The sequence below is a fragment of the Natronolimnohabitans innermongolicus JCM 12255 genome, assembly GCF_000337215.1.
Lineage (GTDB): Archaea > Halobacteriota > Halobacteria > Halobacteriales > Natrialbaceae > Natronolimnohabitans > Natronolimnohabitans innermongolicus.
Genome location: NZ_AOHZ01000080.1, coordinates 1 through 22,691, shown reverse-complemented (window position 1 = coordinate 22,691; position 22,691 = coordinate 1). Strand labels below are relative to the sequence as shown.

Annotated in this window: 24 protein-coding genes; 12 read left to right on the top strand and 12 right to left on the bottom strand. The window is 66.3% G+C overall.

Annotated elements, in window-relative coordinates:
- Nucleotides 1–41 precede the first annotated feature (41 nt).
- From C493_RS16480 to C493_RS16470, 3 genes are all read left to right on the top strand, one after another.
- Nucleotides 42–1,820, top strand: coding sequence for a nitrite/sulfite reductase (locus C493_RS16480; protein WP_007260612.1), 1,779 nt, complete (start codon nucleotides 42–44; stop codon nucleotides 1,818–1,820).
- Nucleotides 1,821–2,178: 358 nt separating this feature from the next.
- On the top strand, nucleotides 2,179–2,463 hold the full coding sequence (locus C493_RS16475) for a DUF6360 family protein (protein WP_007260611.1): 285 nt from the start codon (nucleotides 2,179–2,181) through the stop codon (nucleotides 2,461–2,463).
- Nucleotides 2,464–2,532: 69 nt separating this feature from the next.
- Entirely contained in the window at nucleotides 2,533–3,087 is a 555-nt protein-coding gene (locus C493_RS16470; RefSeq protein WP_007260610.1) for a hypothetical protein, read from the top strand.
- A 48-nt stretch (nucleotides 3,088–3,135) separates the two neighbouring features.
- On the opposite strand, the gene rqcH is transcribed toward C493_RS16470, so the two are convergent.
- Nucleotides 3,136–5,307: a ribosome rescue protein RqcH gene (gene rqcH / locus C493_RS16465; RefSeq protein WP_007260609.1), complete on the bottom strand. Its 2,172-nt coding sequence runs from the start codon at nucleotides 5,305–5,307 to the stop codon at nucleotides 3,136–3,138.
- Between the two features lie 307 nt (nucleotides 5,308–5,614).
- Between rqcH and C493_RS16460 the strand changes: the two genes are divergently transcribed.
- The gene (locus C493_RS16460) at nucleotides 5,615–6,271 is read left to right on the top strand and encodes a hypothetical protein (RefSeq protein ID WP_007260608.1); all 657 of its coding nucleotides are present in this window, start codon (nucleotides 5,615–5,617) and stop codon (nucleotides 6,269–6,271) included.
- Nucleotides 6,272–6,303: 32 nt separating this feature from the next.
- On the opposite strand, the gene C493_RS16455 is transcribed toward C493_RS16460, so the two are convergent.
- The 9 genes from C493_RS16455 to C493_RS16415 form a co-directional block, all read right to left on the bottom strand.
- Nucleotides 6,304–6,861: an HD domain-containing protein gene (locus C493_RS16455; protein ID WP_007260607.1), complete on the bottom strand. Its 558-nt coding sequence runs from the start codon at nucleotides 6,859–6,861 to the stop codon at nucleotides 6,304–6,306.
- A gap of 62 nt (nucleotides 6,862–6,923) precedes the next feature.
- The gene (locus C493_RS16450) at nucleotides 6,924–7,256 is read right to left on the bottom strand and encodes a hypothetical protein (RefSeq protein WP_007260606.1); all 333 of its coding nucleotides are present in this window, start codon (nucleotides 7,254–7,256) and stop codon (nucleotides 6,924–6,926) included.
- 84 nt (nucleotides 7,257–7,340) lie between these two features.
- Nucleotides 7,341–8,126, bottom strand: a complete 786-nt coding sequence (locus C493_RS16445) for a TenA family protein (protein WP_007260605.1) — start codon at nucleotides 8,124–8,126, stop codon at nucleotides 7,341–7,343.
- On the bottom strand, nucleotides 8,123–8,794 hold the full coding sequence (gene tenA / locus C493_RS16440) for a thiaminase II (RefSeq protein WP_007260604.1): 672 nt from the start codon (nucleotides 8,792–8,794) through the stop codon (nucleotides 8,123–8,125). The genes C493_RS16445 and tenA overlap by 4 nt, the downstream gene beginning before the upstream one ends.
- A gap of 467 nt (nucleotides 8,795–9,261) precedes the next feature.
- Nucleotides 9,262–10,929 (bottom strand): tRNA uridine(34) 5-carboxymethylaminomethyl modification radical SAM/GNAT enzyme Elp3, encoded by a 1,668-nt coding sequence (locus C493_RS16435; RefSeq protein WP_007260603.1) that lies wholly within the window; start codon nucleotides 10,927–10,929, stop codon nucleotides 9,262–9,264.
- An 80-nt stretch (nucleotides 10,930–11,009) separates the two neighbouring features.
- Complete coding sequence (locus C493_RS16430; RefSeq protein ID WP_007260602.1) at nucleotides 11,010–11,498, bottom strand: DUF411 domain-containing protein; 489 nt, start codon at nucleotides 11,496–11,498, stop codon at nucleotides 11,010–11,012.
- Nucleotides 11,499–11,577: 79 nt separating this feature from the next.
- On the bottom strand, nucleotides 11,578–12,105 hold the full coding sequence (locus C493_RS16425; protein ID WP_007260601.1) for an SHOCT domain-containing protein: 528 nt from the start codon (nucleotides 12,103–12,105) through the stop codon (nucleotides 11,578–11,580).
- Nucleotides 12,106–12,228: 123 nt separating this feature from the next.
- Nucleotides 12,229–14,406, bottom strand: coding sequence for an OB-fold nucleic acid binding domain-containing protein (locus C493_RS16420; protein ID WP_007260600.1), 2,178 nt, complete (start codon nucleotides 14,404–14,406; stop codon nucleotides 12,229–12,231).
- A gap of 157 nt (nucleotides 14,407–14,563) precedes the next feature.
- Nucleotides 14,564–14,827 carry a hypothetical protein gene (locus C493_RS16415; RefSeq protein WP_007260599.1) on the bottom strand — a complete coding sequence of 88 codons (264 nt, stop codon included), beginning with the start codon at nucleotides 14,825–14,827 and terminating at the stop codon, nucleotides 14,564–14,566.
- A gap of 179 nt (nucleotides 14,828–15,006) precedes the next feature.
- Here C493_RS16415 and C493_RS16410 point away from each other — a divergent pair, with 179 nt between their 5' ends.
- The 7 genes from C493_RS16410 (at nucleotide 15,007) to C493_RS16385 (ending at nucleotide 19,539) form a co-directional block, all read left to right on the top strand.
- Entirely contained in the window at nucleotides 15,007–15,723 is a 717-nt protein-coding gene (locus C493_RS16410) for a metal-dependent hydrolase (protein ID WP_007260598.1), read from the top strand.
- A 90-nt stretch (nucleotides 15,724–15,813) separates the two neighbouring features.
- On the top strand, nucleotides 15,814–15,987 hold the full coding sequence (locus tag C493_RS23145; RefSeq protein ID WP_161606911.1) for a hypothetical protein: 174 nt from the start codon (nucleotides 15,814–15,816) through the stop codon (nucleotides 15,985–15,987).
- 136 nt (nucleotides 15,988–16,123) lie between these two features.
- On the top strand, nucleotides 16,124–16,519 hold the full coding sequence (locus C493_RS16405) for an OsmC family protein (protein WP_007260597.1): 396 nt from the start codon (nucleotides 16,124–16,126) through the stop codon (nucleotides 16,517–16,519).
- A 162-nt stretch (nucleotides 16,520–16,681) separates the two neighbouring features.
- Nucleotides 16,682–17,725, top strand: a complete 1,044-nt coding sequence (locus C493_RS16400; protein ID WP_049889431.1) for a ComEC/Rec2 family competence protein — start codon at nucleotides 16,682–16,684, stop codon at nucleotides 17,723–17,725.
- Nucleotides 17,722–18,042, top strand: a complete 321-nt coding sequence (locus tag C493_RS16395; protein WP_007260595.1) for a DUF3006 domain-containing protein — start codon at nucleotides 17,722–17,724, stop codon at nucleotides 18,040–18,042. Before C493_RS16400 ends, C493_RS16395 begins: the two co-directional genes overlap by 4 nt.
- Before the next feature lie 339 nt (nucleotides 18,043–18,381).
- On the top strand, nucleotides 18,382–18,882 hold the full coding sequence (locus C493_RS16390) for a gamma carbonic anhydrase family protein (protein ID WP_007260594.1): 501 nt from the start codon (nucleotides 18,382–18,384) through the stop codon (nucleotides 18,880–18,882).
- 126 nt (nucleotides 18,883–19,008) lie between these two features.
- On the top strand, nucleotides 19,009–19,539 hold the full coding sequence (locus tag C493_RS16385; RefSeq protein WP_049889433.1) for a DUF5799 family protein: 531 nt from the start codon (nucleotides 19,009–19,011) through the stop codon (nucleotides 19,537–19,539).
- A 95-nt stretch (nucleotides 19,540–19,634) separates the two neighbouring features.
- On the opposite strand, the gene C493_RS23505 is transcribed toward C493_RS16385, so the two are convergent.
- The gene (locus tag C493_RS23505) at nucleotides 19,635–19,778 is read right to left on the bottom strand and encodes a DUF7557 family protein (RefSeq protein WP_007260592.1); all 144 of its coding nucleotides are present in this window, start codon (nucleotides 19,776–19,778) and stop codon (nucleotides 19,635–19,637) included.
- A 155-nt stretch (nucleotides 19,779–19,933) separates the two neighbouring features.
- Between C493_RS23505 and C493_RS16380 the strand changes: the two genes are divergently transcribed.
- Nucleotides 19,934–20,221, top strand: coding sequence for a DUF7545 family protein (locus C493_RS16380; protein WP_007260591.1), 288 nt, complete (start codon nucleotides 19,934–19,936; stop codon nucleotides 20,219–20,221).
- An 89-nt stretch (nucleotides 20,222–20,310) separates the two neighbouring features.
- Here the strand turns inward: C493_RS16380 and C493_RS16375 are convergent.
- Nucleotides 20,311–22,691, bottom strand: a 2,381-nt coding sequence (locus tag C493_RS16375) for a CARDB domain-containing protein (protein WP_007260590.1), incomplete at its 5' end; no start/stop codon positions are given.

Below are 22,691 nucleotides of genomic sequence, written 5' to 3'. Positions count from 1 at the left end.
AGAAAGAGAGGCTTATCCATCCCCTCCATAGGGAGGGTATAATGGCTAGCGACGTCGAAGAGTGGAAGGACGAACTCTACGGGACTGATATTCGCGCCGAGATCGAGCGCTTTGCGGAGGAGGGGTGGGAATCGATTCCCGACGACGAACAGGACGCCTGGTTCGAGCGCTTCAAGTGGTACGGCCTGTACCACCAGCGCGCCGGCCAGGAATCGTACTTCATGATGCGCATCGGCCCGCCGGGCGGCGTCTTAGCGCCCGGACAGTTCCGACGCATCGTCGAAATCGCCGACGAGTTCTCGCGAGGCCCCGCCGAAAACCCCGTCTTCGGCAACGGCTGGATCGACGTGACGACTCGACAGGCCATCCAGCTCCACTGGATCCGCCTCGAGGACGTCCCGGAGATCTTCGAGCAGTTAGAGGACGTCGGACTCTCGACGGTTCAGGCCTGCGGGGACTCCTGGCGGAACATCGTCGGCTGTCCCGTCGCCGGCAAGGACAAACACGAGCACGTCGACGCCGACGCGCTGGCGACCGATCTCCACGACACCTTCAAGAAGAACGAGGCTCACTCGAACCTTCCGCGCAAGTGGAAGGTTTCGGTAACGGGCTGTGACGAGGGCTGCGGTCAGGGCGACATCAACGACCTCGCCTTCGAACCCGCCGAGAAAGAAATCGACGGCGAGACCGTCACGGGTTACAACGTCCGCGTCGGCGGCGGCCTCTCGCGCAACGAGCCCCGCCTCGCCCGCGACATCGACGTCTTCGCGACGCCCGAACAGGCCGTCGACGTCGCCGGCGGCATCTCCGCACTCTTTCGCGACCACGGCGACCGCGAGGACCGCTACAACGCCCGCATCAAGTTCCTCGTCGACGAGTGGGGCCCCGAGAAGCTCCGCGAGACCCTCCAGGACGACTACGTCGACTTCGAACTCGAGACCGCGGGCGAGGACCTCCGCGAGGACTACTCGTACAACGCGGGCGACGCCGACGGCAAACACGACCACGTCGGCGTCCACGAGCAAAACGACGGCAACTACTACGTCGGCCTGAACGTCCTCGTCGGCCGCATCGGCGTCGACGAGGCCTACGACCTCGCCGACGCGGCCGAGGAACACGGCTCCGGCGAAGTCCGCCTGACCCAGCGTCAGAACATCATCTTCACGGACGTTCCCGAGGAGAACCTCGAAACTCTCCGTTCGGAGCCGGTCCTCGAGCACTACAGCCCCGACCCCCACCCGTTCCAGCGCGGCTCGATCGCCTGTACCGGCACGGAGTTCTGTTCGCTCTCGATCGTCGAGACGAAGAACCGCCAGGTCCGCTACGCCCGCTGGCTCACGCAGAACGTCGAACTCCCCGAGGGCGTCGAGGACTTCCACATCCACCTCTCCGGTTGTACGGCGTCGTGCGCCCAGCCCCAGATCGCCGACGTCTCCCTGCGGGGCATGAAGACGCGCAAGGACGGCGAACCCGTCGAAGCGCTCGACATCGGCCTCGGCGGCGGCCTCGGCGAGAACCCGCAGTTCGCCTCCTGGGTCACCGAGCGCGTCCCCGCCGACGAGGTGCCCGGCGCCATCGCGAACCTCCTCGAGAACTTCGCGGCCGAACGCGACGACGAAACGCAGAGCTTCCGCGAGTTCGTCCTCGAGCGCGACGACGAGGAACTCGCCGACCTCGTCGAGCCCGAGGAGACGGACTACGAGGATCCCTACCTGCACAACACGAAGCGCACGTGGTACCCCTACGCCGAGGACGACGATCTCGACGCCAGTCCCGCGCCCGCTCGAGCCGACGGCACGCCGATTCCGTCGGACGACTAACCGAGCGCGATAAATAGCGTTTCTGCGGTCGTTTTTCTCGATTCTTTCGGTAACCAGAGGTTCTTCTAGAGCCGTCGGGAACACCACGAAAGCCCTTGCCCCTTTCGTTCCCACTTGCGGTGGCTCGACCGGCCAACCGCCACGGGTGGGAATGAAAGGGGCTGTCGCCGTCCGGGAAGACGGGCGACGCGAGCACTGACCGAACGCAGTGAGGGAAGCGCACGGCGAGCCCCTCGACCGGACGGCGGCAGGGGCTTTCGTGGTGTTTCTGGCGTTGTCGCTCCCCGTAGCCGATTATCCTGTAAAACTCAGCTTCGACTCTCGAGTCGCCTAAGTGCGTTCGCCCGTATCCTTCGGTATGGCCGACCGACTGATGAAAGTCAACGCGTACACGACGCTCGACCTCGTCGACGCCGTCGCGAAGGGCGCGGATTTCGAAGACGAGACGTTCGCCGTCACGAACGCGACGAGCGACAAGGAAAATCCCGACTGCGTCCGCCTGCAGTTCGAACTCGACAACATGACCGAAGAGTACCTCCCCGCGCACATGGAGGAACTCGAGTTGACCTCCGAGCAGGCCCGGACGCTCGCGGCGGACCTCGAGAAGCACGCCGATCGCGTCGAGCAGGCGACCGAGGAGTAATACAGATATTGCTACCGGTTAACATGGTAAGGGAGGTCCGGTAATCCGCTCGGGCGCCTCCGTTGTCGTATGGCAACGACCTACCGCAACAGGCTGGCCAACTTCGGCACGCGTTCGCTTCTCACCCACGCGATCATGGCGCTGTCGCTGTTCGGCGCGATTACCGCGGGACTGTTCGTCGGCGGCGAACTGGGGCTGGTCTCGTTCGTCGCGCTGCTCAACTTCACGGCCGGGCTGTGGATCGCCCAGTCGATCCACTCGCTGGGCCACGAACTCGACGGCGGCGAGTACACCGGCATCATCGACGAACTGCTCGAGCGTACCGAACGGACGACCGACGCGGCGTCCGACCGAGGGCTCGATACCGGACGACTGGCGCGGCTGGGGACGCTGATCGCGTTCGTGACGGCCGTCTCGCTGTTGACCGCCGCACAGGTCCTCGCGGGGCCGCTGTTCTCGATCGCCGTCGTCGCCATCGGCAGCGTCGCGCTCGTCACCGCGATTACCGGCTTCCTGATCTCGCTGGGAGCGGCCTACGACGAATCGGCTGAGCGGTGGACGAGAGCGATCGAACAGCGAGAGATCGACCGACAGGACCGCGAAATCACCAGCAAACACGACTGAGTCGTGGACCGTCGTCGCTCCCCGGGATCCGAATCCGATACCGAATCGCTACTCTTCTGCGATCCGACTCCCGCCTGGCGGCATGAAGTGCTGGATCCGGTCCGGACTGGCGATTTTGCGAACGAACGACTCGTCTTCGAAGCGCTCGCGGAAGCGCCGGTACAGTCGCTTGGCCGCGTCGGCCTGTGCGTAGCGGCCGGGCTCGAGTTCGATCGTCGTCGCGGCCTGTCCCTCGATAGCCGACGGCGGACCGCCGATGACGCGCGTGTAGGGCTCGCACTGAATGCCGACGGCGACGCCGACCGGCGTGTCGTCGTAGTAGGTGCGGTCCCCGCGAATCGCGAAGCCGCCTTTCTCCAGATACTCGCCGCTCTCGGGCGTCTTCGTCACCTGGTCGGAGTCGACGGCGTAGACGTCGCCCGCGTAGCGGCCGTCCTTCCAGACCGACGCGTAGGAGACGGCGAACTGGGCGGCCTCCTCGATGCTCGACTCCGGTAACTCGATGTCCGACGACGATGCTTCGCTCGGATCGGTGGCCTTCAAGACGGTGACGGGGCCGCCGTGGGCCTGCGTGTGGAGCACCTTGTCGCCCGGTTCCAGGTACTTCTTCACCAACTCCTCGTTCTGGTCGGCGTTGCGCCCGCCGATGACGAGGTAGCCGTCGCTGGTGTGGAACCAGCGGAACCGGTCGAACCAGGGCTCGTTCTCTCGGATCGGAACCGACGATTCGGAGAGCCAGTCGCGGTCCTCGCCCTCCTCTTCGTCGGCCTCGTCGGCCTCGTCCGTCTCGGCGTCTTCTGCTTCCCAGCGGTCGCGTCGGTCCACGATCTCCTCGAGTTCCTCGCGGGTGTCCTCGATGGCGGCCAGCGCGCCTTCCTTTTTCTCCTCGACGCGCTTGGCCTCCGTGTAGAGGCGGTCGGCGTTTTGCTCGACGCCCTGCTGGGCGACCAGTTCGATCCGCTCGCCGTCGACGGAGACCGTGACGATCCCCTCGCTACCGTCGACGCCGACGACGGCCTCGGCGGCCTCGATGCCGCGCTCGGCGCCTTCCTCGAAGCGCTCCTCGATCTCGTCCCAGGGGCGGTCCTGCTCGCGGGCCTGCCGGACCGTCGAGAGGATCTCGTCGACCAGCCCGTACTCGGCGTAGAGCAGTTCGGCCTGGTCGCGCAGTTCGTCGGCCTCCCGCTCGAAGCCCTCGATCGCGCCCTCCTGTTGCTCGATGATGCGCTCGTGTTTGGCGATCTGTTCGTCGAAATCGGGCCGCTGATCGGTCGGATCGGGCTCTTCTTCCTCGGCGAGTTCCAGCCGGTGGAAGTAGTCGTCGAGCGCCGCGAGGAAGGAGTCGTACGGCTCCGAGGCGAGTTCGACGTGTTCCTCGAGCGGGAACGGCGTGGCGTCGACGACGGGGGCGGGCCCCTCGTCGGCTCCCGATTCGTCGTCCTCACTGTCGTCGCCGTTCTCGTCGTCGCCGTCGTCGACGTACAGTCGCGGCTCGAAGTTGCCGTTTCGGAGATCGAGTGCGAGCCGCTCGATCGCACCGTAGAGGCGATCGTAGACGTCCTCGTCGGCGTCCTCGATGTCCATCGCCTTCTCGACGCCGGCGCGGGTACAGACTTCCTCGGCGTAGAGCCCGCCGAAGTTGAGCTGGGTCGCGAGCGTCCGGACGACGTCGGTGTCCGAATCCTCCATCTCCCTGTCGAAGGCCTCGCGGGAGACCGTCAGCGGATTGATCCGGCTCTCGGGGAACTCGTATCGGGAGCCGGGGACGACGGTCCGCGATTTGAGGCGAACGGTCTCGAGGGAGTCGATCACCTCGTACTCGCCGTCGGTGACCGCGACGTTCCCCTGTCCGAACAGTTCGACGATGATCCGCGTCGTCCCGTCCTCGCGCTCGAAGACGAACTCGAGGATGCGATCGAACTCGTACTGTTCGACGCCGGCGAAGTCGGCGCCGGACAGGCGGTTCCGGAGCATCATGGCGAACTGAGGCGGCCGCCCGGGCGCGTCGGGTACCCGCTCGGGGGCGACCGTGTGGGCGCGTTTGACCTCTCCGACCTCGAGCAGCAGTTCGACGCGGCCGCGGTCGAAGTCCCGCATCTTCAGGCGAACGAGGTCGTCGCCGTAGAGATAGGCTTTGTCGACCTTCGCGCCCTCGTAGGCACCGAACTCCGCGACGAGGGCGGCGAGGTCGACGCTCGTGAGTTCCCGCTTTGGATCCATACCCACAACTGCCCCGCGCTGTCAAAAAGGGGTGTCGCTCCGTCGCGGCGCTCGTCGGGCCCGTGGCGGACGGCCCGAATCGCTCGAGACGGCGACTCGTCTCGGACTCGGGTGGCGGACCGGTGTCGCCGCGTTCTGCGGGACGGTCGGAAAGGCTAATCCCCGACGACTCACTCTAGACGCGTATGAGCGACACCGCCGACGCGAGACGGCCTCCCACTGCGGGGTCGGACGCACGCGGTCGGAGCCCCGACCGCCGACAGGGGAACGGAGACCGCAACCGACGACGATCGGCCGGAGGTCAGTTATGAGCCGTCCCGAAGGTTCGTCCGGGCCGAACGAGCGCCCCTGGACGGACGTCTCCCGGTTCCCCACCTTCGTCGACCATCTCGAGGACGAGGGGGCGTTCTCGGTGAGAGAGATCATCGACAATATCGACGAGGAGATTCCCATCGACGGCGTCGTCTACCACGACCGCGGCATCCGCGCGCCGGGGTACGACGCGACGTTCGTCCACGAACCGAACCGGAAACGGCCCGCGTTCAGCCTCGAGGTAGACACCGTCGGTCCGCGAAACACGTGGGCGGTGTTCGACGCCCAACTCGGCTGGGACCTCTATCTCCTCCAGACTGACGACGTCGCCGCGCTCGCGTGGGTCAGCGACGAGGAGTACAAGACCGAGGAGGCGACGATGTTCGATTCGAAACACGAGGCCCTCGCCGCCGGTCGCTTCTCCTTCGGCGTCTTCCTCTACTCGGGCAGCGACTGGGAGGAGCGCGTCGACCGCATCCAGCGGACGAACGCTCCCGCGTACCTCAAACGCGATGACGGAACGCCGGTCCTGCCACAGACCCCCTCGGAGTTCTACGAGTACATCGGCTCGAGCGCGACCGAACTCCGCCAGAGCGGCGGCGGCGCACCCCCGTATCTGGGGATTCTGGAACTCGAGGTTTCGATCGACTGAGTCGCCCGGAACCGCTTTTCACCGGCGGCGGATCAAACGGTTCTGAGGTCGTCGGTCGCCCGCCACCGGATCGCGGCTGCCGCGACCTCGTCGGCTCGCCGGACGAGTTCCGCTTCGATCGTCGCCGGTTCGACCGTCGTTCGGCGCGTATGCGAGAGCACGACGTGGGCGAGTTCGATCGGTAGTTCCGCCCGCGCGACGACGTGGACGCCGTAGTACGGATGGCCGAGCAGGTTGTAGACCGGCGTCTCCTCGTGGCCGTCGAATTCGGCGAGTTTGCTGACGTCGTGGATCAGTGCGCCCGCGACGACGGTATCGAACTCGAGCGAGAGTCGATTTCCCCGGCGCTCGACGAGCGTCTCCGCAAGCGCGACGGCACAGGCCGTCACGTCCTGCACGTGATCGACCAACGACTCGTCGTCGAGTCCGAGTTCGCGCTGGGTCGGTGGGAGCCACGGCACCGCCTCGAGGTCGTCGATCCCGTGTTCCGCCATTGCCGTCGCCCAGGCGTCGACCACGCCGTCTCGCAGGTCATCGTCGGCGATCGCCTCGAGTTCCGGAAACGCCGTTCGGACCGCGTTCTCGCTCATGTTCGCGGTATCGGGTTGCACCGGCAAAAGCGTCCACTGCTCGCCACACGTAGCCGACTGCGTTACCAGCGCTCGATCCGATACGGGCCGTCGACGGCCTCGAGTCGGTCGATCCCGAGCACCCGATCCAGTTCGAGCAGGGAGTCCCGAACGGCCGCGACGTCCGCGGCGGTGCCCTCGAGGTGAAGCGTGAGCCGACAGTCGACCGCGACCGACAGGCCGCCTTCGCCGGCGTCGACGTCGACGATCTCACGGACGTCCGCGTAGCGCACGACCGGCAGCGACTCGAGGACGTCCTGTGCGCCGATGGCCAGTTCGTCGCCCCGGTCGACGGGGACGTCCACCCGCAGCGTCCCCTCGGCGATGAGTTCGGTGACGGTGTCGCGTGCGGTCATCTCGAACGGGGGTTGGGTCGCCGCAAATAAAGGATTTCAGACGCGAACCGAGCGGCGACGCAGACGCGGCCCGTCTCGAGGCCCTTACTCACCGCCGCTCGACTCGGAGACCGCGTCGAAGAACGCGACCTCGAGGGCCACCGTTCGCCGGAACAGCGTCTCGACGCGTCGCTGGCGCCGCGGCGAGCAGTCGGGACCGACGGCGTCGAGCTGGCCGCGAAGCCAGCTGACGAACTCGGTGAAGTCCTCGGTCGCGTGGAGGTCGACCCACTCGGCGTAGTAGAACGGCAGGTCGGCGCCCGCGCTCGGCGGCCCGTCGGCGTCGGGATCGGCGTGCGCCTCGACGACGGCGGTCGCCCACTCCTCGTAGATCCACTCGGCGGGGACGAGCACGGCCAGCGTCTCGGCGTAGCCGCCCTCGAGTCCAGCACGTCCCAGCAGGTCGACGAAGGCGGCGGTCGGGTCGGCGAGCTCGGGGTCGGTTCGACGCGATTCCGGCACGTCGAGCGCGTCGAACGAACGCTCGAAGTAGTCGTCTTCGTCGTCCGTGATGGTATCGAGGAACTCGACGAGCGGCCGCTTGGCGGCCATCTCCGGGGCCTGCCCGACCGCGTGCCCGAAGACGCCGACGAGGTCGTTCACGAACGCGTAGTCCTGAACGAGGTACTCCGCGAAGGCGTCCTCCTCGAGCGTGCCGGCGCCCAACTCTCGCGTGAACGGGTGCTCGACTGCATCCGTCCATGCCGGTTGAGACCGCTCGCGCAGCCAGTCGGTGAACCGCGGTTCGCGGCCGGCGGCCTCGGCGTCAGTCGCGTATGCCGCGTAGGACGCGGCGACCCCGGTGTCGTCGGTGCGGTCGGTTCCGGTCATCGCTCCAGCTCCCACCCCTCGAGCGTGTAGGCCATCTCCCAGAACCGATACTCGAGTTTGGCGCTCGTCAGGAACGCCTCGCGCATGGCGTCGTGTTCGCCGGGGAATCGCTCACCGCAGTCGTCGACGAACTCCCGGCACCACGCCGTTGCCTCGCGGAACTCCTCGCCGGTGTACATCTCGATGAAGGGCGCGTACGGGTTCTCGTCGAGGTCGTCGGCCAGGTCGGCCATGTGCTCGGCGACGTCGAGATAGCCCTGCATGCAGGGGTACAGCGCCGCCGCGATTTCGGCGAGCGACCCTTCGTAGGCCGTTCGAACCAGAAAGTTCGTGTAGGCGTGGCAGGTCGGCGCCTTCTCGACCGACTCGAGGTCCGCCGGCGAGAGTCCGTAGTCGGCGGCGAACTCCCGATGGAGGTCCATCTCGTGATCTAACACCTCGTGGGCGACGCCGAGCAGGTGGGTCATCGTCGCCTCGTCGCGGGCTTTCGTCCCCGCGATCGAGAACAGTCGGGCGTAATCGAGCAGGTACCGGTAATCCTGTTTCACCCAGTGGCGAAACGCCGCCTCGTCTAACGTCCCCGCGGCGAGTTCCCGGACGAAGGGGTGTGCTTTCTGTGCCTCCCAGACGTGGGCTCCCTCCTCGAGGAGCCGATCGCTGAACGCCATCTCACCGCGTCTCTCGGTGACCGCGACAGATATAACTGTCTAATATAATCCGATAATTCCGGGCGAACGAGCGACGTATTGGCGCTCGGAACCGGTGGTTCACTCGAGTGGATGCGGATGCGAAGGAAAACACGCCGGCGTGGAGCGCTCGGTGGGGGACGAGCGATTCGGGAGCGGACGCCGGCGCGTCTGGGTGAGAGGCAACTCGGTGTGCCGCTGTCGGTCTGGGGAGTGTTGACAACGGTGCCGACGAACGTCGGCAGCTAATCCGTCATCGCCCACTACAATAAATTTTCCTGTCCAGTAACGTTATTTTACGTCCGGGGAGAGGGTACGCTGCGACGCCTGACAGTCTGGTTTCGGCCATCGGAACGCGGGACACGCCGGTCGCACAGTACAGACGTCGGTGACCACTGACGCGCTCGAGCAAACAAAACCAGCCACTGACCTCCACCCCGCGACGGCGTCTACAGCCGTTTGCTCACGTACGGTCCGTCTTGATGGTAGCCCAGTTTGTTCCGGTAGTACTCTCGAGCCCCGATCCCCGAAATGACGCTCAGTTTGTCGTAGCCGGCGTCGGCGGCCAGTTCCTCGGCCCGTTCCATCAGTCGGCGGCCGTATCCCTTGTGCTGGTGTTGATCGGTCTCTCCCTCGTCGCCCATGGCGACCTCGCTGCCGTACACGTGGAGTTCGCGCACCAGGGCTGCGTTCTCGAGTTCCGGGCGAACGGGGTCGCCGGGGAACCGCAGCCGGCAGAACCCGATCAGCAGGTCCTGATCGAAGTCTTCGAACGAGATGAAGTGCTCCGTGCCGCCGCAGGCGTCGTAGGTCATCACGTCGATGTCGATCTCGTCGGGCTCGGCGTCGTTCATGCCGACCTCGCGACAGCGGATGCACTCGCACGACCAGTCGTGGTCGTCCATGCGCTGTCGGGCGAGTTGCCGGAGGTTCGACTTCCAGACCCCGGCGTCGATGTAGTCCGCCGGAATGTCCCGCTGGACGCGCTGCAGGCGCGTGTACCGGGGGATCATGTCCTTGATCTCGGCGACGAGTTCGGCGGCCTCCTCGTTGCCGAGCGGGTCGAACTCGCCGTTGTGCCACCAGTCGTACGTCGCCGTGCCGCGGACGATCAGCGTCGGGTAAATTTTGAGGTAGTCGGGCTTCCAGGCCTCCTCCTCGAAGATGCGCCGGAAGTCCTCGAGACACATCTCTTTGCTCATCCCCGGCTGGCCGGGCATCATGTGGAAGCCGACCTTGAACGCCGAATCGCGCAGGCGCTGGTTGGCCTCCATCGATTCCTGGACGCCGTGGCCGCGGTGCATCTCGCGGTTGATCCGTTCGTAGGTGGTCTGGACGCCGACCTCGACTTTCGTCCCGCCGAGGTCGAGCATCCGGTCGATCTGCTCGGGGTCACACCAGTCGGGCTTGGTCTCGAAGGTCGTCCCGATATTGCGGATCTCGTTCGTCTCGTTTTCGGCGATGACGTCCTCGAGATACTTCCACTCGTACTCCTCGGGATCCTGCGCGAAACTCTCGTCTTCGGCCGGTTCGGGCTCCTTGTCGACGTCGAAGTCGTTCATCGCCTCCAGGGCCCGCTTGACGAACCACTCCTGATAGTCGTGGCTCCGGGCGGTCATCGTCCCGCCCATCAGGATGAGTTCGACCTTGTCGACGGGATGACCGATCTCGCGCAGTTGCTCGAGTCGCAGCGTCACCTGTCCGTACGGGTCGTAGTCGTTTTGCACCCCGCGGGCCGCGGCGGGTTCGTTACCGGTGTAACTCTGGGAACTCGAGAACTCCGAGTCGGGGCCGCCGGGGCAGTAGAGACACTTCCCGTGGGGACAGCGCTCGGGCGAGGTCATGATCGCAACCGGCGAGACGCCGGAGGCGGTCCGGACGGGCTTGCGCTGGAGCACCTCCTCGAGTTCCTCGCGGCGCTCCTGGGGCGCGTAGTCGAGCAGTTCGGAGTTCTTCGGCACCTTCGGCGCCGAGTGCTCCGAACACGCCTCGAGTTTGGCCTTCTCGACCTCGTCGCGCTCGATCTCGCCCGCGAGGATCCGGTCGACGAGCGTCTCACAGACCTGCTCGAACGCGTCGGTCTCGGTCGGATCGGTTTCGGGCGTCTCGGTACTCACTACACGAATCTGGACGGTCACCGCGAATAAGCGTGTCGGACTCGCGACTCCTCGTGTCCGTGAACGAAGCGTCTCCGGTCTCAGACGTCGGTAAACTCGAAAACCTCGCCGGACGAATCGAACGCGTAGATCGATAGCGGGCCGTCGCCCGGCGGCCCCATTCCGGGTGAGTGCTCGGGCATCCCCGGCGCCGCGATTCCGGAAACGTCGGGTTCGTCCGCGAACAGTTCCTCGAACGCCTCGAGCGGGACGTGGCCCTCGACGAGATAGTCGCCGACTTCGAGGGTGTGACAGCTCTCGGCGTCGTCGGGAACGCCCAGATCGGCTTTGACTGCGTCGAGATCGTCGGTCTCCCGAACGTCGACGTCGAGGCCGTTCGTCTCGAGGTAGTCGACGTACTCGCTACAGCAGCCACAGGAGGGGTCGTGGTGCTGAACGACCGAGTCGACGGGAAGCGAGCCGGACCACGCCCACTCGTCGGTGTCGCTCGAACGATCCGCGCAGCCGGCGAGGGCGGCGACTGCAAACGTCGCGCCGGTCGCACAGAGTCGACGCCGCGTCGTGTCCATAGCGGCGGATCGCGAGGGAACCGTAAAGGGGATTCGGTCGAGCGCACCTTGGACTCGAGAGGCCGAGGTCGGTTCGGGTTCACCGTCGCTCTCGCTCTGTCTCCGTATCGCGGCTCAGATCCACAACGGGGCCGGTATCCGCCTCCCGTCCACCGTCGTTTGCAGCCCCTCGTTGTCGATGCCACTGCTCGGCGTCCTCGAGCGTCTCCGTCTCGAGCAAGCGCTCGAGTTTCCGCTCGAACTGCTCGTCGGTCAGTTCGCCGGCGGCGTACCGTTCTCGGAGCGTCTCGAGGGCGTCGCCGGGCGTCGACGCGCCAGCAGATTCTGAGTTGGCCGCCGGTTCCGCGCCGGCCGTCGCCGGTTCCTCGCGTTCTCTCTCGTCCGCACTCGAGCCCGACCAGTCGTCCCACCACTCGGCTCGATCCGCGTCGTCGCCGTACAACAGCGCGACGATCGGGATGACGACGAGATAGCCCACTAGCATGACGGGAAGCCAGAGACCGGTTCCAACCGGAAGAAACAGCAGCGCTAACCAGAGTCCGGTGACGGCCATCGTCGTGATCTCCATTGCGTTCTCACGAAGTCTGGCCGCAGCGTCGTCGTCCATACGGAGAAGACGTTAGCGAGATGGAAAGACGTTTCTACCGGCCAATGCGCCAGCCATCTCTGCGACCACCGACGGCGTCGCCACTAGCGATCGTATCGACAGTAGAGGAGCGAGACTGACGCGTTACGCGAGCGTGTCGCCGAGGGCCTCGAGTGCGGCCTCGCGGACGGCATCGCGTTCGCCGGGCAGGAACTCGACGTGGCCGTCCTGGCCGCCCACGACGCGGACGCCGGCGTCGGGCGCGGCGTCTGCGATCGCGTCGCCGAGTTCGCGGACGTCCACGGACTCGGTCGCGCGGACGTGCAGTTCGTCGTCGCCGACGCCGAGGGTGACGAACGGTTCGTCGGCCTCGGCGCGCTGATTGCGGTGGAGCGCGTCGAGCAGCAGCGTCGTCGTCGGGAAGTTATAGCGGTGGGTGAACGCGGCCGTATCGAGTACGGCGACGGTCAGATCGCCGACGGACTTCGACTCGAGGTTCTCGCGTGCCGTCTCGAGTTCGGTCTCGAGTTTCGCGCGGAACTGCTCGGAGACGTGGGCGGCGAGGTCGCCGTCGCGGGTGGTGGCGTCGCCGTCGCCGAACAGCAGGTCGATCACGAGTTCGCGTTTGTCCTTGTACGACTGGTAGAACGCCTCGAGGGCGATCGCTTCGCGTCGCTCCGAGATCGCGGTCTCGTCGTAGCCGGCCTCGGTCGCGAGCTCGAGGTAGGCCTCGGGAGCGTCCTCCCAGTAGCTGACTGCAGGGAGGTGCTCCAGGTCGGCGCGGACGTCGTCGTTGACGTGTGCGGCGACGTTCGCGGCGAGGGCGGTCGACGTGAGGTTGGCGACGTCGGCGCCGGCAAGCGACGGCGCGACGGCGACCGAGACGGCGTCGGTGAGCACGTCGTCGGCGCGGCTGTCGTCGATGACGATCGTCTCCGCGTCGTACATCGAGAGCAGGTCGTAGCCGTCGACGGATTCCTCGGTCGAGCCGGCGTCGACGACGACGACCAGCGGCAGTTGCTCGCCGTGGCGGTCGCGGGCCTCGAGCATCGACGTGACGTCGTTCGTGGCGGCGTCCATGTCGTAGACGCGGCCGTCGAGCGGTCGGCGCTCGAAGTAGTGGTACTCCGCGTCCTCGCGAGTGTGTTTCTCGCGGATCAGCGGGAGGACGGCGCGTTCGATGGCGGCGCCGGCGACGTAGCCGTCGGCGGTCGCACCGTGGCGGACGACGACCGGTCGAGCTTCCATGACCGCGCGACGGATCTGGGTCGCCGCGTCGGCGAGCCCGTCTTCGACGGCGGAGACGGCGTCGTGGTCGGCCAGCAGCGCGACCTCGGCCGGTCGGGCCTCGCGTTCGATCGAGGCCTCGAGTCGGTCGGCGACGGTCTCGCGGTCCTCGCCGGAGAGCACGTCGAGGGTCTCGGTCTCGATCTGGAGGTCGCCGTGGTGGCGTTCGACCTCGCCCTCGAGGCGGACGACGTCGTCGACGTCGACGTCGGGGTAGGCCCGGACGCCGGCCTCTTCGAAGGCGGCGCACTCGACGGTCGCGGTCTCGTCGCGCAGTTCGAAGACCGTCGGACCGCTGGTCTGACGGACGCCCGTGATCTCGCCCTCGAGGCGGACGACGCTGCCGACTTGCGTGTCGATGGCGTCGACCGTGGTGCGTTTGAGCGCCGGTTCGGACTCGGTCTCGGGTTCGGCGTCGGTCGCCGACGTCGACGCAGCGGTGGATTCGGTCGCGACGGAGCCACTGGAGCCGGCGACGGCGTCGGTCGCGTTCGCCGCGCTCGGTTCGTCGGACGGGCCGGCGTCGTCGGCGGCCGCTTGAAGCTCGCCAGCCGAGGGCTCGTCGGTCGGTTCCGAATCGGTCGGCTGGGAGTCCGCGGTGGACTCGGATTCGGCGCCGGTGTCGGAGTCGTCGTCGCTCTCCGCGTCGTCGAGCTCCTCGGGGAGAACCTCGTCGTCGCCCGTGTCGATCAGGTGGCCGCGGAACTCGCGTTCGCGCTGGCGGATCGACCAGCCCAGGTCGACGTTGCCGTTGTCTCGAACGTCGAGCACCTGGACGAAGACGTCGTCGCCGGGCTCCCAGTCGAGGCTTTCGAGTCGTTGATCGAGTTCGCTTCTGTGCAACAGACCGGTGACGTGGGCTCCGATGTCGACGAAGACACCGAAGTCGGCGTAGCCGTCGACGACGCCCCGGTAGTATCGACCGGGGGTGAGCTGCGAGGGGGAATTGCCACGGAATTCGAAGACAGCGTCTTCTTCGTGACTGTCGCAGATTTGGCCGTCGACAGCTGTGCCACAGATGATACAGTTACCCATCTACTCGGACCAAGCAGTTTCGCCCTAAAACGGTTGTCGAAATGCGCTCGGTGCGAACGCACCCGTCACGACCGGAGACGCAGACGGACTGCGGTACCGATTTACCGAACTGTAGCCGGATCGCAATCGTAGCAATACTGACTCACAGCGGCTCGTCTCACTCGAAAACCGGCGACTCCTCCTCGAGGCGTTCGACGTCGTCGACGAGCTTTCGAACGTCCTCGGGGAACAACGAGATCTGGATCTCGCTGCCCTCCTCGTCCTCGAAGACGAGCTTGACGCGCTTGTCGCCGAACTCGCGCGCTTCGGCGGACTCGACGTCGAACATCTTGACCGTCGCAGACTTGTTCGCCGGGCCGACGTTCTTGATCGATCCGTCGGTCAACTCCACCATGAAATCCTCGAGCGTCAGCGTAAGCATAGTCGAGTTGCCGTTGGCGCCCCGGGTAGAAAACGCCACGGCATCGCGCTTGCGGCCGACGGGTGTCACGTCGCTGCCGGGCTGTCGCGTTTTCGTTGCGACAGCCGCTTCGCTGCAATCGGCACGAGCGACCGCCTCGCCCACATTTAAGGTGTATTCGGCCCAACGGATCGCACGCAATGCAAGTCACCTGGCACGGCCACTCGACGTGGCACGTCACCGTAGGGGAGACGGAGCTGTTAATCGATCCGTTCTTCGACAACCCGAAGACGGACCTCGAGCCGGAAGACGAAGTGGAGCCGGACTACGTACTGTTGACACACGGCCACGCCGACCACATCGCCCACGCCGGCGAGTTCTCGGATGCGACGCTGGTCGCGACGCCCGAACTCGTCTCCTACTGCGAGTCGGAGTTCGGATTCGAGGACGCCGTCGGTGGGATGGGCATGAATTTGGGCGGCACCGTCGACTGCGGCGACGCGACCGTCACGATGGTCCGCGCCGACCACACGAACGGAATCATGACCGAGAACGACGCGAGCGGCGGCATGCCCGCCGGCTTCGTCATCGCCGACGGCGAGCCGACCGCCGACGATTCGACGACGCTGTACAACGCCGGCGACACGTCGCTGATGTCCGAGATGAAAGACGTCATCGGCGACTACCTGAACCCCGACGCGGCCATCGTCCCCATCGGCGACCACTTCACGATGGGGCCCCAGCAGGCCGCCGTCGCCGTCGACTGGCTCGACGTCGACGTCGCCATCCCCCAGCACTACGACACCTTCCCGCCGATCGAGCAGGACCCGGAGGACTTCGCCGACGCCGTCGCCGACACCGGTAGCGACGCCGAGGTCGTTATCCTCGAGGGCGACGAGTCCTACGACCTGGAGTAGCGGAGAGGTCCCGACGGTCGCTCGCCGCCCGTCGCGAGGGCCGTCGATCGTCTCGAAGGAGATTTTGCCCCCGACGCGAAATCGGTACGTATGGAACGATCCGTTTCGCTCATCGGTGCCGGTGCGTTCGGTCTTCTCGCGGGGCTCTGGGGCGTATACTACTACGGCTCGTACGCGGCGATCCACGATTTCGCCCTCGTCGTCGCCGTCTTCGGACTGGGAAGTTTGCTCGCCGGACTGTTGCAGCGAGCCGGCGTTTACTGAGACGTCGACGCCCGCCGGTCGGGAGCGACGGCGAAATTGACGCCGAGAGCACTCGCGCGGACCCGCCAGACGGTCACGAACTGCCGCGTCGACTCCTGCAACGTTTATACCGTCGGCTGTGGACGACTCGAGTGCGATGACGAAGGAAGTCACTACCGTCTCCGAGGAGGGGTTCAGCGCGACGAACGAGATCCGCGATTTCGAGACGACGATCGACGCGACCGGCGAGGAGGCGCCGGACACGCTCGAGACGCTGCTCGCGACCTACGCCTCCTGTTACGTCCCCGCGCTGCGCGTCGGCGGCGAACAGCGCGACGCCGGCGATCTCGGCCGGGTCGAGATCGACGCGACGGGCGACCTCAACGACGACGACAAACTCGAGTCGGTCTCCTTCGACGTCCGCGTCGAAGCCAGCGTCGACGACGAGACGGCCGAGAAGGTAATCGAGCGCGCGAACGAACTCTGCAAGGTCCACGACGCCGTCAAGTCGGACCTGCACGCGGAGACGTCGATCGAGGGCGACGCGTTCTAGGTTGGCTGTCGGCGGTCGATTCTGTCCGACGTCGCCGACGGTGAACGGCGGCAGACTAGAACTATTTTATCGAACACTCTCCCAGAAGCTGTCGACATCGGTACCTGTACGTCGCCGGAAACAGTCCGAACGCACATATCCTCGGCTGCCTTCGGGGCGTGTATGCGACGTCACCGCGGCCTGCTAGTCGTGACAGTTGCCGGACTACTCGTTCTCTCTGGCTGTCTCGGGTTCGGACTCGGCTCCGACACCGGAACGGCGGACGACGAGGTCGCGGGCGACCTCGAGATTCACCACATCGACGTCGGACAGGCCGACGCGACGCTGCTCGTCACGCCCGCCGACGAGACGATCCTGATCGACACGGGCGACTGGCGACCGGACGGCGAACAGGTCATCGACTACCTCGAAGACGAGGGCATCGACCGGATCGATCACCTCGTCGCAACCCACGCACACGCCGACCACATCGGCGGCCACGCGGCGGTTATCGAACACGTAGAGGAGCACGGCGACGGCGTGGGCGCGGCCTACGACTCCGGCGTCGTCCACACGAGCCAGACCTACGACAACTACCTCGACGCCGTCGAGGAGTACGAAGTCACGCTGTTCGAGGTGGCCGAGGGCGATACGCTCCCACTCGAGGGCGACTCCCTCGAGGCAACCGTCCTGAATCCGCCCGAGGGCGATTCGGGGACCGATTTCCACTACAACAGCGTCACGCTGCTCGTCGAGTACGACGAGTTCGCGTACCTGACGACCGGCGACGCGGAGGCCGACGCCGAACAGCGGCTGGTCGACGACCGCGGCGACGACCTCGACGCGGAGGGGTATCAGGCCGGCCATCACGGCTCGTCGACCTCCTCGACCGAGCCGTTCCTCGACGCCGTCGACCCCGAGATCACCGTGATCTCGAGCGCGCTCGAGTCCCAGTACGGCCACCCCGACGACGAAGTCCTCGAGTCGTTCGCGGACCGCGGGGTCGAGACCTACTGGACCGCCGTCCACGGCGACGTCGTTCTCACGACCGACGGCAGCGAGACGTCGGTCACGACGGAACACGAGGAACCGACCGAGCCGGAAACGCTGCTCGAGTACAAACACGAGGCCCACTCCGACGAGCAGGCGGCGCTCGAGTCGACGGTCCCACCGCTCCAGTCGCCGCTCCAGACGGCGGCGAGCCCCGCGCTGGAGGTGGGCCCGTGAGCGAGACCTACACCGCCGTTCTCGACCGGATCGTCGACGGCGAGACGGCCGTGTTGCTCCTCGAGGACGACGGCGCGGTGATCGACGAACGGACGCTCGCGATCGATCGACTTCCCGACGAGGGTCGCCACGAGGGGGCCGTCTTCGACGTCGAACTCGAGGGGGGAGACGACGAGGACGACGACAGCACGGGCGAGTCCCCTCTCACGATCACGTACCGGCCATCGACCGAGCGGAAGCGACGAGAAGCGATGGAAGATCGGTTCGATCGACTCTCGGAACGACTTCCAGACGACGACGAACGGTCGAACGAGTAACGACTCAGCGACCGATCGACGCCGACAGCTACCGCTGGTCGGTCGATGAGAGACGTGGAACGAAGGTGGGGGTTCGATCCCCCGGTGGTGGTTCGGGATGCGTGGGATGACACAGCGGCCGATACGTTCGATGGGAGAGACGAGTGCCGCTGCAACTGGACCGATGACTGCGACGAGCATAGCCATAATGCCAAAGCATATTGATTGGTCGAATGAGAACGTGGCCCACGGTCGATAGGCTGCTGACGGTGAGCTTCCCAAATCGTGTAGGACGCCGGAGTGAGAGTCGGTGCCGACTACGATGGGCAGCTTCAAGGAACTGCTCGAGACACGGAACGTATGCTCCGTTCGTTCGACGGCATGGAACCGGACGTCGCCGACTCGGCGTACGTCGACGAGGCCGCGGTCGTCATCGGAAACGTCGTCATCGAAGCCGAAGCGAGCGTCTGGCCGAACACCACGCTGCGCGGCGATCACGGGCAGATCGTCGTCGGCGAGGGCGCCAACGTCCAGGACAACGCCGTCCTCCACGAGGACGCCGAACTCGAGCCCTACTCGACGGTGGGCCACAGCGCGATCGTCCACGACGCGACCGTCGCCGAGCGCGGCCTGGTCGGGATGAACGCGGTCGTCTTAGACGGCGCGCACGTTGGCGAGGGCGCTGTCGTCGCAGCCGGGAGCGTAGTGACCGAAGGCACGGAGATCCCGCCATCGACGCTCGTCGCCGGCACGCCCGCCGAACCGAAGACCGAGATCGAAGGCGATCGACTCGAGAAAACCGCGGACCGCTACGTCGAACTTTCCCGACGGTACGCGGAGACGTCCGAGCGACTCGACTGACGGCGGTTTCGTCGTCGGCCCCCGATCCGATCGCGAGTCCCAGCAGTTAGCGCTGGGGCTGCGGGTACGCACGCGGAGGTCGAGACGATGAAAACGCTGATACAGCCACCGTCCGAACCGACGGCCATGAGTGACAGACCGTGGACGGATCAGATCGTCGGCGCTCGGATGACCGTCGACCAGGAGTTCTCCTCGCAGGTCGAGGCCTCACAGTTTACCAACCAGCAGTGGAGCCTGATCATGACCGCCACGGAGTTCGAGGTCGAACACGCCGACGATCCCGATCGGGCCCGGATCGTCGCCAACACCGACCAGGTCGAGCAGATCATCCCCGAGCTCGAGAACATGCCGACCGGCGGGATGGGCGGCATGGGCGGTCCCGCACAGCAGAGCCGTTCCTCGGGCGGCGGCGGTGGCGTCTTCGATTCGATCAAGAGCGCCCTCGGACTCGGGAGTGGTGGCGACGGCGGCGACGACGACCACGCCGAAAAACTGCGCGCGGCCGAGCGACTGACCCAGGAGTACGCCGACGAACTCCAGGACCACCTCGAGACGAACGGCCGCTGGGAGTCGGTCCGCGAAGCGGCGGCCGACGATCCGAGCGGCGAGTGGAGCGACGAGGCCGCGGAGACGGACGCCGACGACGCCGGGAACTGACCGACGACGGGTCGTCCGAACTGCGTCCGCAGCGTCCGCAGTGGCGGATACCGCGGACGTCAGCGGTGCACCGGCGCTCGGGACGACAGCCCGTCTCAGTCGCCGGCGTGAAAGAGCGTGTACTCGTTCGCTTCGTAGCTGTTGATGAGTTCGGTAACGAGTTCGTCGTAGGACTCGTCGTCGACGCGCAGCGCGTCCAACCGCTCGACCGTCTCTTCCTCGAGTTCGGTCAATGGCATATGTGTGCATTCCTCACAAAGCGGCAAAAATACCGCGGGATGACGGATCGAGATGCCGGCCGTGGCCGTCCGGATGACAACAGGGCAGAACGTCGGAACGGGACCCAGCGACGCAAGCCACAGCACCTTTAGGGGCGGTACCCGACGGTAGGGGTATGACCGATGAAGTCGACACGACGACAGTCGAGATCAGCGCCGGCGACTCCACCGACGACGTAGAAATTCCCTCGGGTCTCATCGACCTCGTCGCGGAAGGCGACCAGAGCGACGCCGAAACGATCGGCGACGTCGCCCTGCTCTCCTTCGCCAGCCGCGCCCACCACATCGTCCACCACGGCCAGGGCGCCGACGAGGAACTCGAGGCCCAGGAGGCTCGCATCATGGAACTGTTCGAAGAACGATTCGGCGTCACCTACGGCGAAGCGACCGGCCACCAGCACTGAGCGTCCGCATCGGACGGAGATCGCAGTTCACACCGTTTTCACCTAATTCCGACCGAACCTGACCGACGAGCGAGCGCAGCCGACTCGAGTCAGGCTGGGAGCTCGGCGTCGCCAGCGTCAGCGCCGTTTGGTGCGTCAGGCTCCGGTTCAGTCTCAGGCTCCGGCTCTGGTTCAGGTTCGGGTTCGGGCTCTGGTTCCGGCTCAGGTTCCGGTTCCGGCTCAGGTTCCGGTTCGGGCTCTGGTTCAGGCTCAGGCTCCGGCTCCGGCTCTGGTTCAGGTTCGGGTTCGGGCTCTGGTTCCGGTTCGGGCTCCGTTACCTCGATCGTCACCGACTGCGAGTCGTCGTCGGTCGCGACGGTGTGCGTCGAGTCGGCGTCGGGGAGCGTCGTCGAGAACGTCACCGTCGTCTCCGCACCGGCCTCGAGGGCGACGCTCTCCGTGCCCACCTGCTGGCCGTCGACGTCGTAGGTCACCGTCCCCTCGTCGTCGGCGTCGCCGACGTTCTCGATAGTCGCGCTCACCGTGACGTCCTCACCGGCCTCGCCGCTGTCGGGTGCCTCGAGGTCGCTCACGGCGAACTCGGCTTCGCCGGGCGCGTCGATCGTCACCGTCGTCTCGGCGTCGTCGTCGTCGCTCGAGACCGTCGCCGTGTACTCGCCGGGCTCGAGGTCGTCGGTCTCGGCCGTCAGCGTAACGATCTCGGACGCGTCGGGCTCAAGGTCGACGGCCGTCTCGTCGACCGGTTCGCCGCCGTCGATCGAGAGCGTCACGTCCTGCGCGTCGGCTTCGTCGCCGACGTTCTCGATTTCGGCGTCGACCTCGAGCGGCTCGCCCTGTTCGACGGGATCGTTCGTACCGACGATGTCGGCCGTGAACTCGGCTTCGCCGGGCGCGTCGATCGTCGCCGTCGTCTCGGCGTCGTCGTCGTCGCTCGAAACCGTCGCCGCGTAGTCGCCGGGCTCGAGGTCGTCGGTCTCGGCGGACAGCGTCACCGCCTCGGTTTCGTCGGCGCCGACGGTCACGTTCTCCGTCGCGACGACCTCGCCGTCGAGCGCGAGTTCGACGTCCTGTGCGCCCTCGTCGGCGCCGGTGTTCGTGATTTCGGCGTCGACCTCGAGCGACTCGCCCTGTTCGACGGGATCGTTCGTGCCGGTGATCGCCACGTCGAACGCGGCGGGTTCGGTCGGCGCGATCTCGCCGGCAGGCTGGGTTTCGGCGGTCAGCACCTCGTCGTAGTCGTAGATCCCCATGTCGACCTCCCAGACGAGTCGCTCGTCGTCCGATTCGGGCGTCCACGTGACCGTGAACGTCTCCTCGCCCGGCGCGAGTTCGGACGGCGGCTCCTCGTCGGTTGCGCCTTCGACGAACTCGCTGCTGACCAGTAGTTCGGCCTCGTTGGGGTTGTCGTAGCCGAACGTGACCTCGATCGCGCCGTCGTCGGTCGGTTCGGTATCCTCGACGTCGATCTCGGGCTGTTCCGGTCGGACGTCTTCGATGCACTCGGCCGCGTCGGGGTTCGGGTAATCGATCGAACCCGGCGTCGCGTCGGGCGAGGCGAACCCGGTGATCGCGGCGCCGAAGTCGCCTTCGGGCACCGTCACGGTCGCCTCGTTCTCGCCCTCTTCGACGACGAACTCCTCGCCGGTCTGGTACGTGATCGTCCCCTCGAACGGCGCCTCGACGTCCTCGCCGACCGTGATCGCGTACTCGCCTAACGTGTTGCCGAAGCCGCCCGACTCGTAGAAGCCGGTGGCGACGATGATCATATCGCCGTCCTCGAACGAGCCGGTCACGTCGGCTTCCTGGCAGGTCGGGAATGCGGCGTCGAACTCGGCGGGATCGCCGTCGACGGTGTACTCGAGCGATTCGCTCGCGAGCGTCTCGCCGGCGTCGTCGACGAGGCTCACCTCGAGCGTGGCGTCCTCCTCGAGCGGCGGCTCGAGGGCGAGCGACTCGAGGTCGGCGTCCTCGCCGGCCTCGAAGACCTCGCTTGCGGCGCGTTGCTCGCCGGCGTCGTCGGTCACGACCACGCTGTAGTCGACGTCGGCGCTCGCCTCGTCGACGGTGACCGTCTCGCCGTCGCCGGTCTGGTCGCTCACGTTGAGCGTCGCGTCCGGGTCGACTGGCGGCTCGTCGTCGACGGTGTACTCGATGGTCTCGCTCGCGAGGACGTCGTCGTCCTCCAACTCCGAGGCGATCGAAACGACTTCGACCTCGAGGGTCGCGTCGTCTTCGAGCGGCGGTTCGAGGTCGACGGGGAGATCCGTCACCGTCTCGTTGCGGTCGAACGGACCGCTCACGCCGCGTTGCTCGCCGTCTTCGTCGGTCACGGTGACGTCGTACTCGACCGTCGCGTCCGCTTCGTCGACGGTTAGCGTCTCGCCGTCGCCCGTCTGGTCGTCCACCTCGAGCGTGGCCAACTCGTCCTCGGGCGGCTCCTCGTCGACCGTGTACCTGTCTCTTATACACA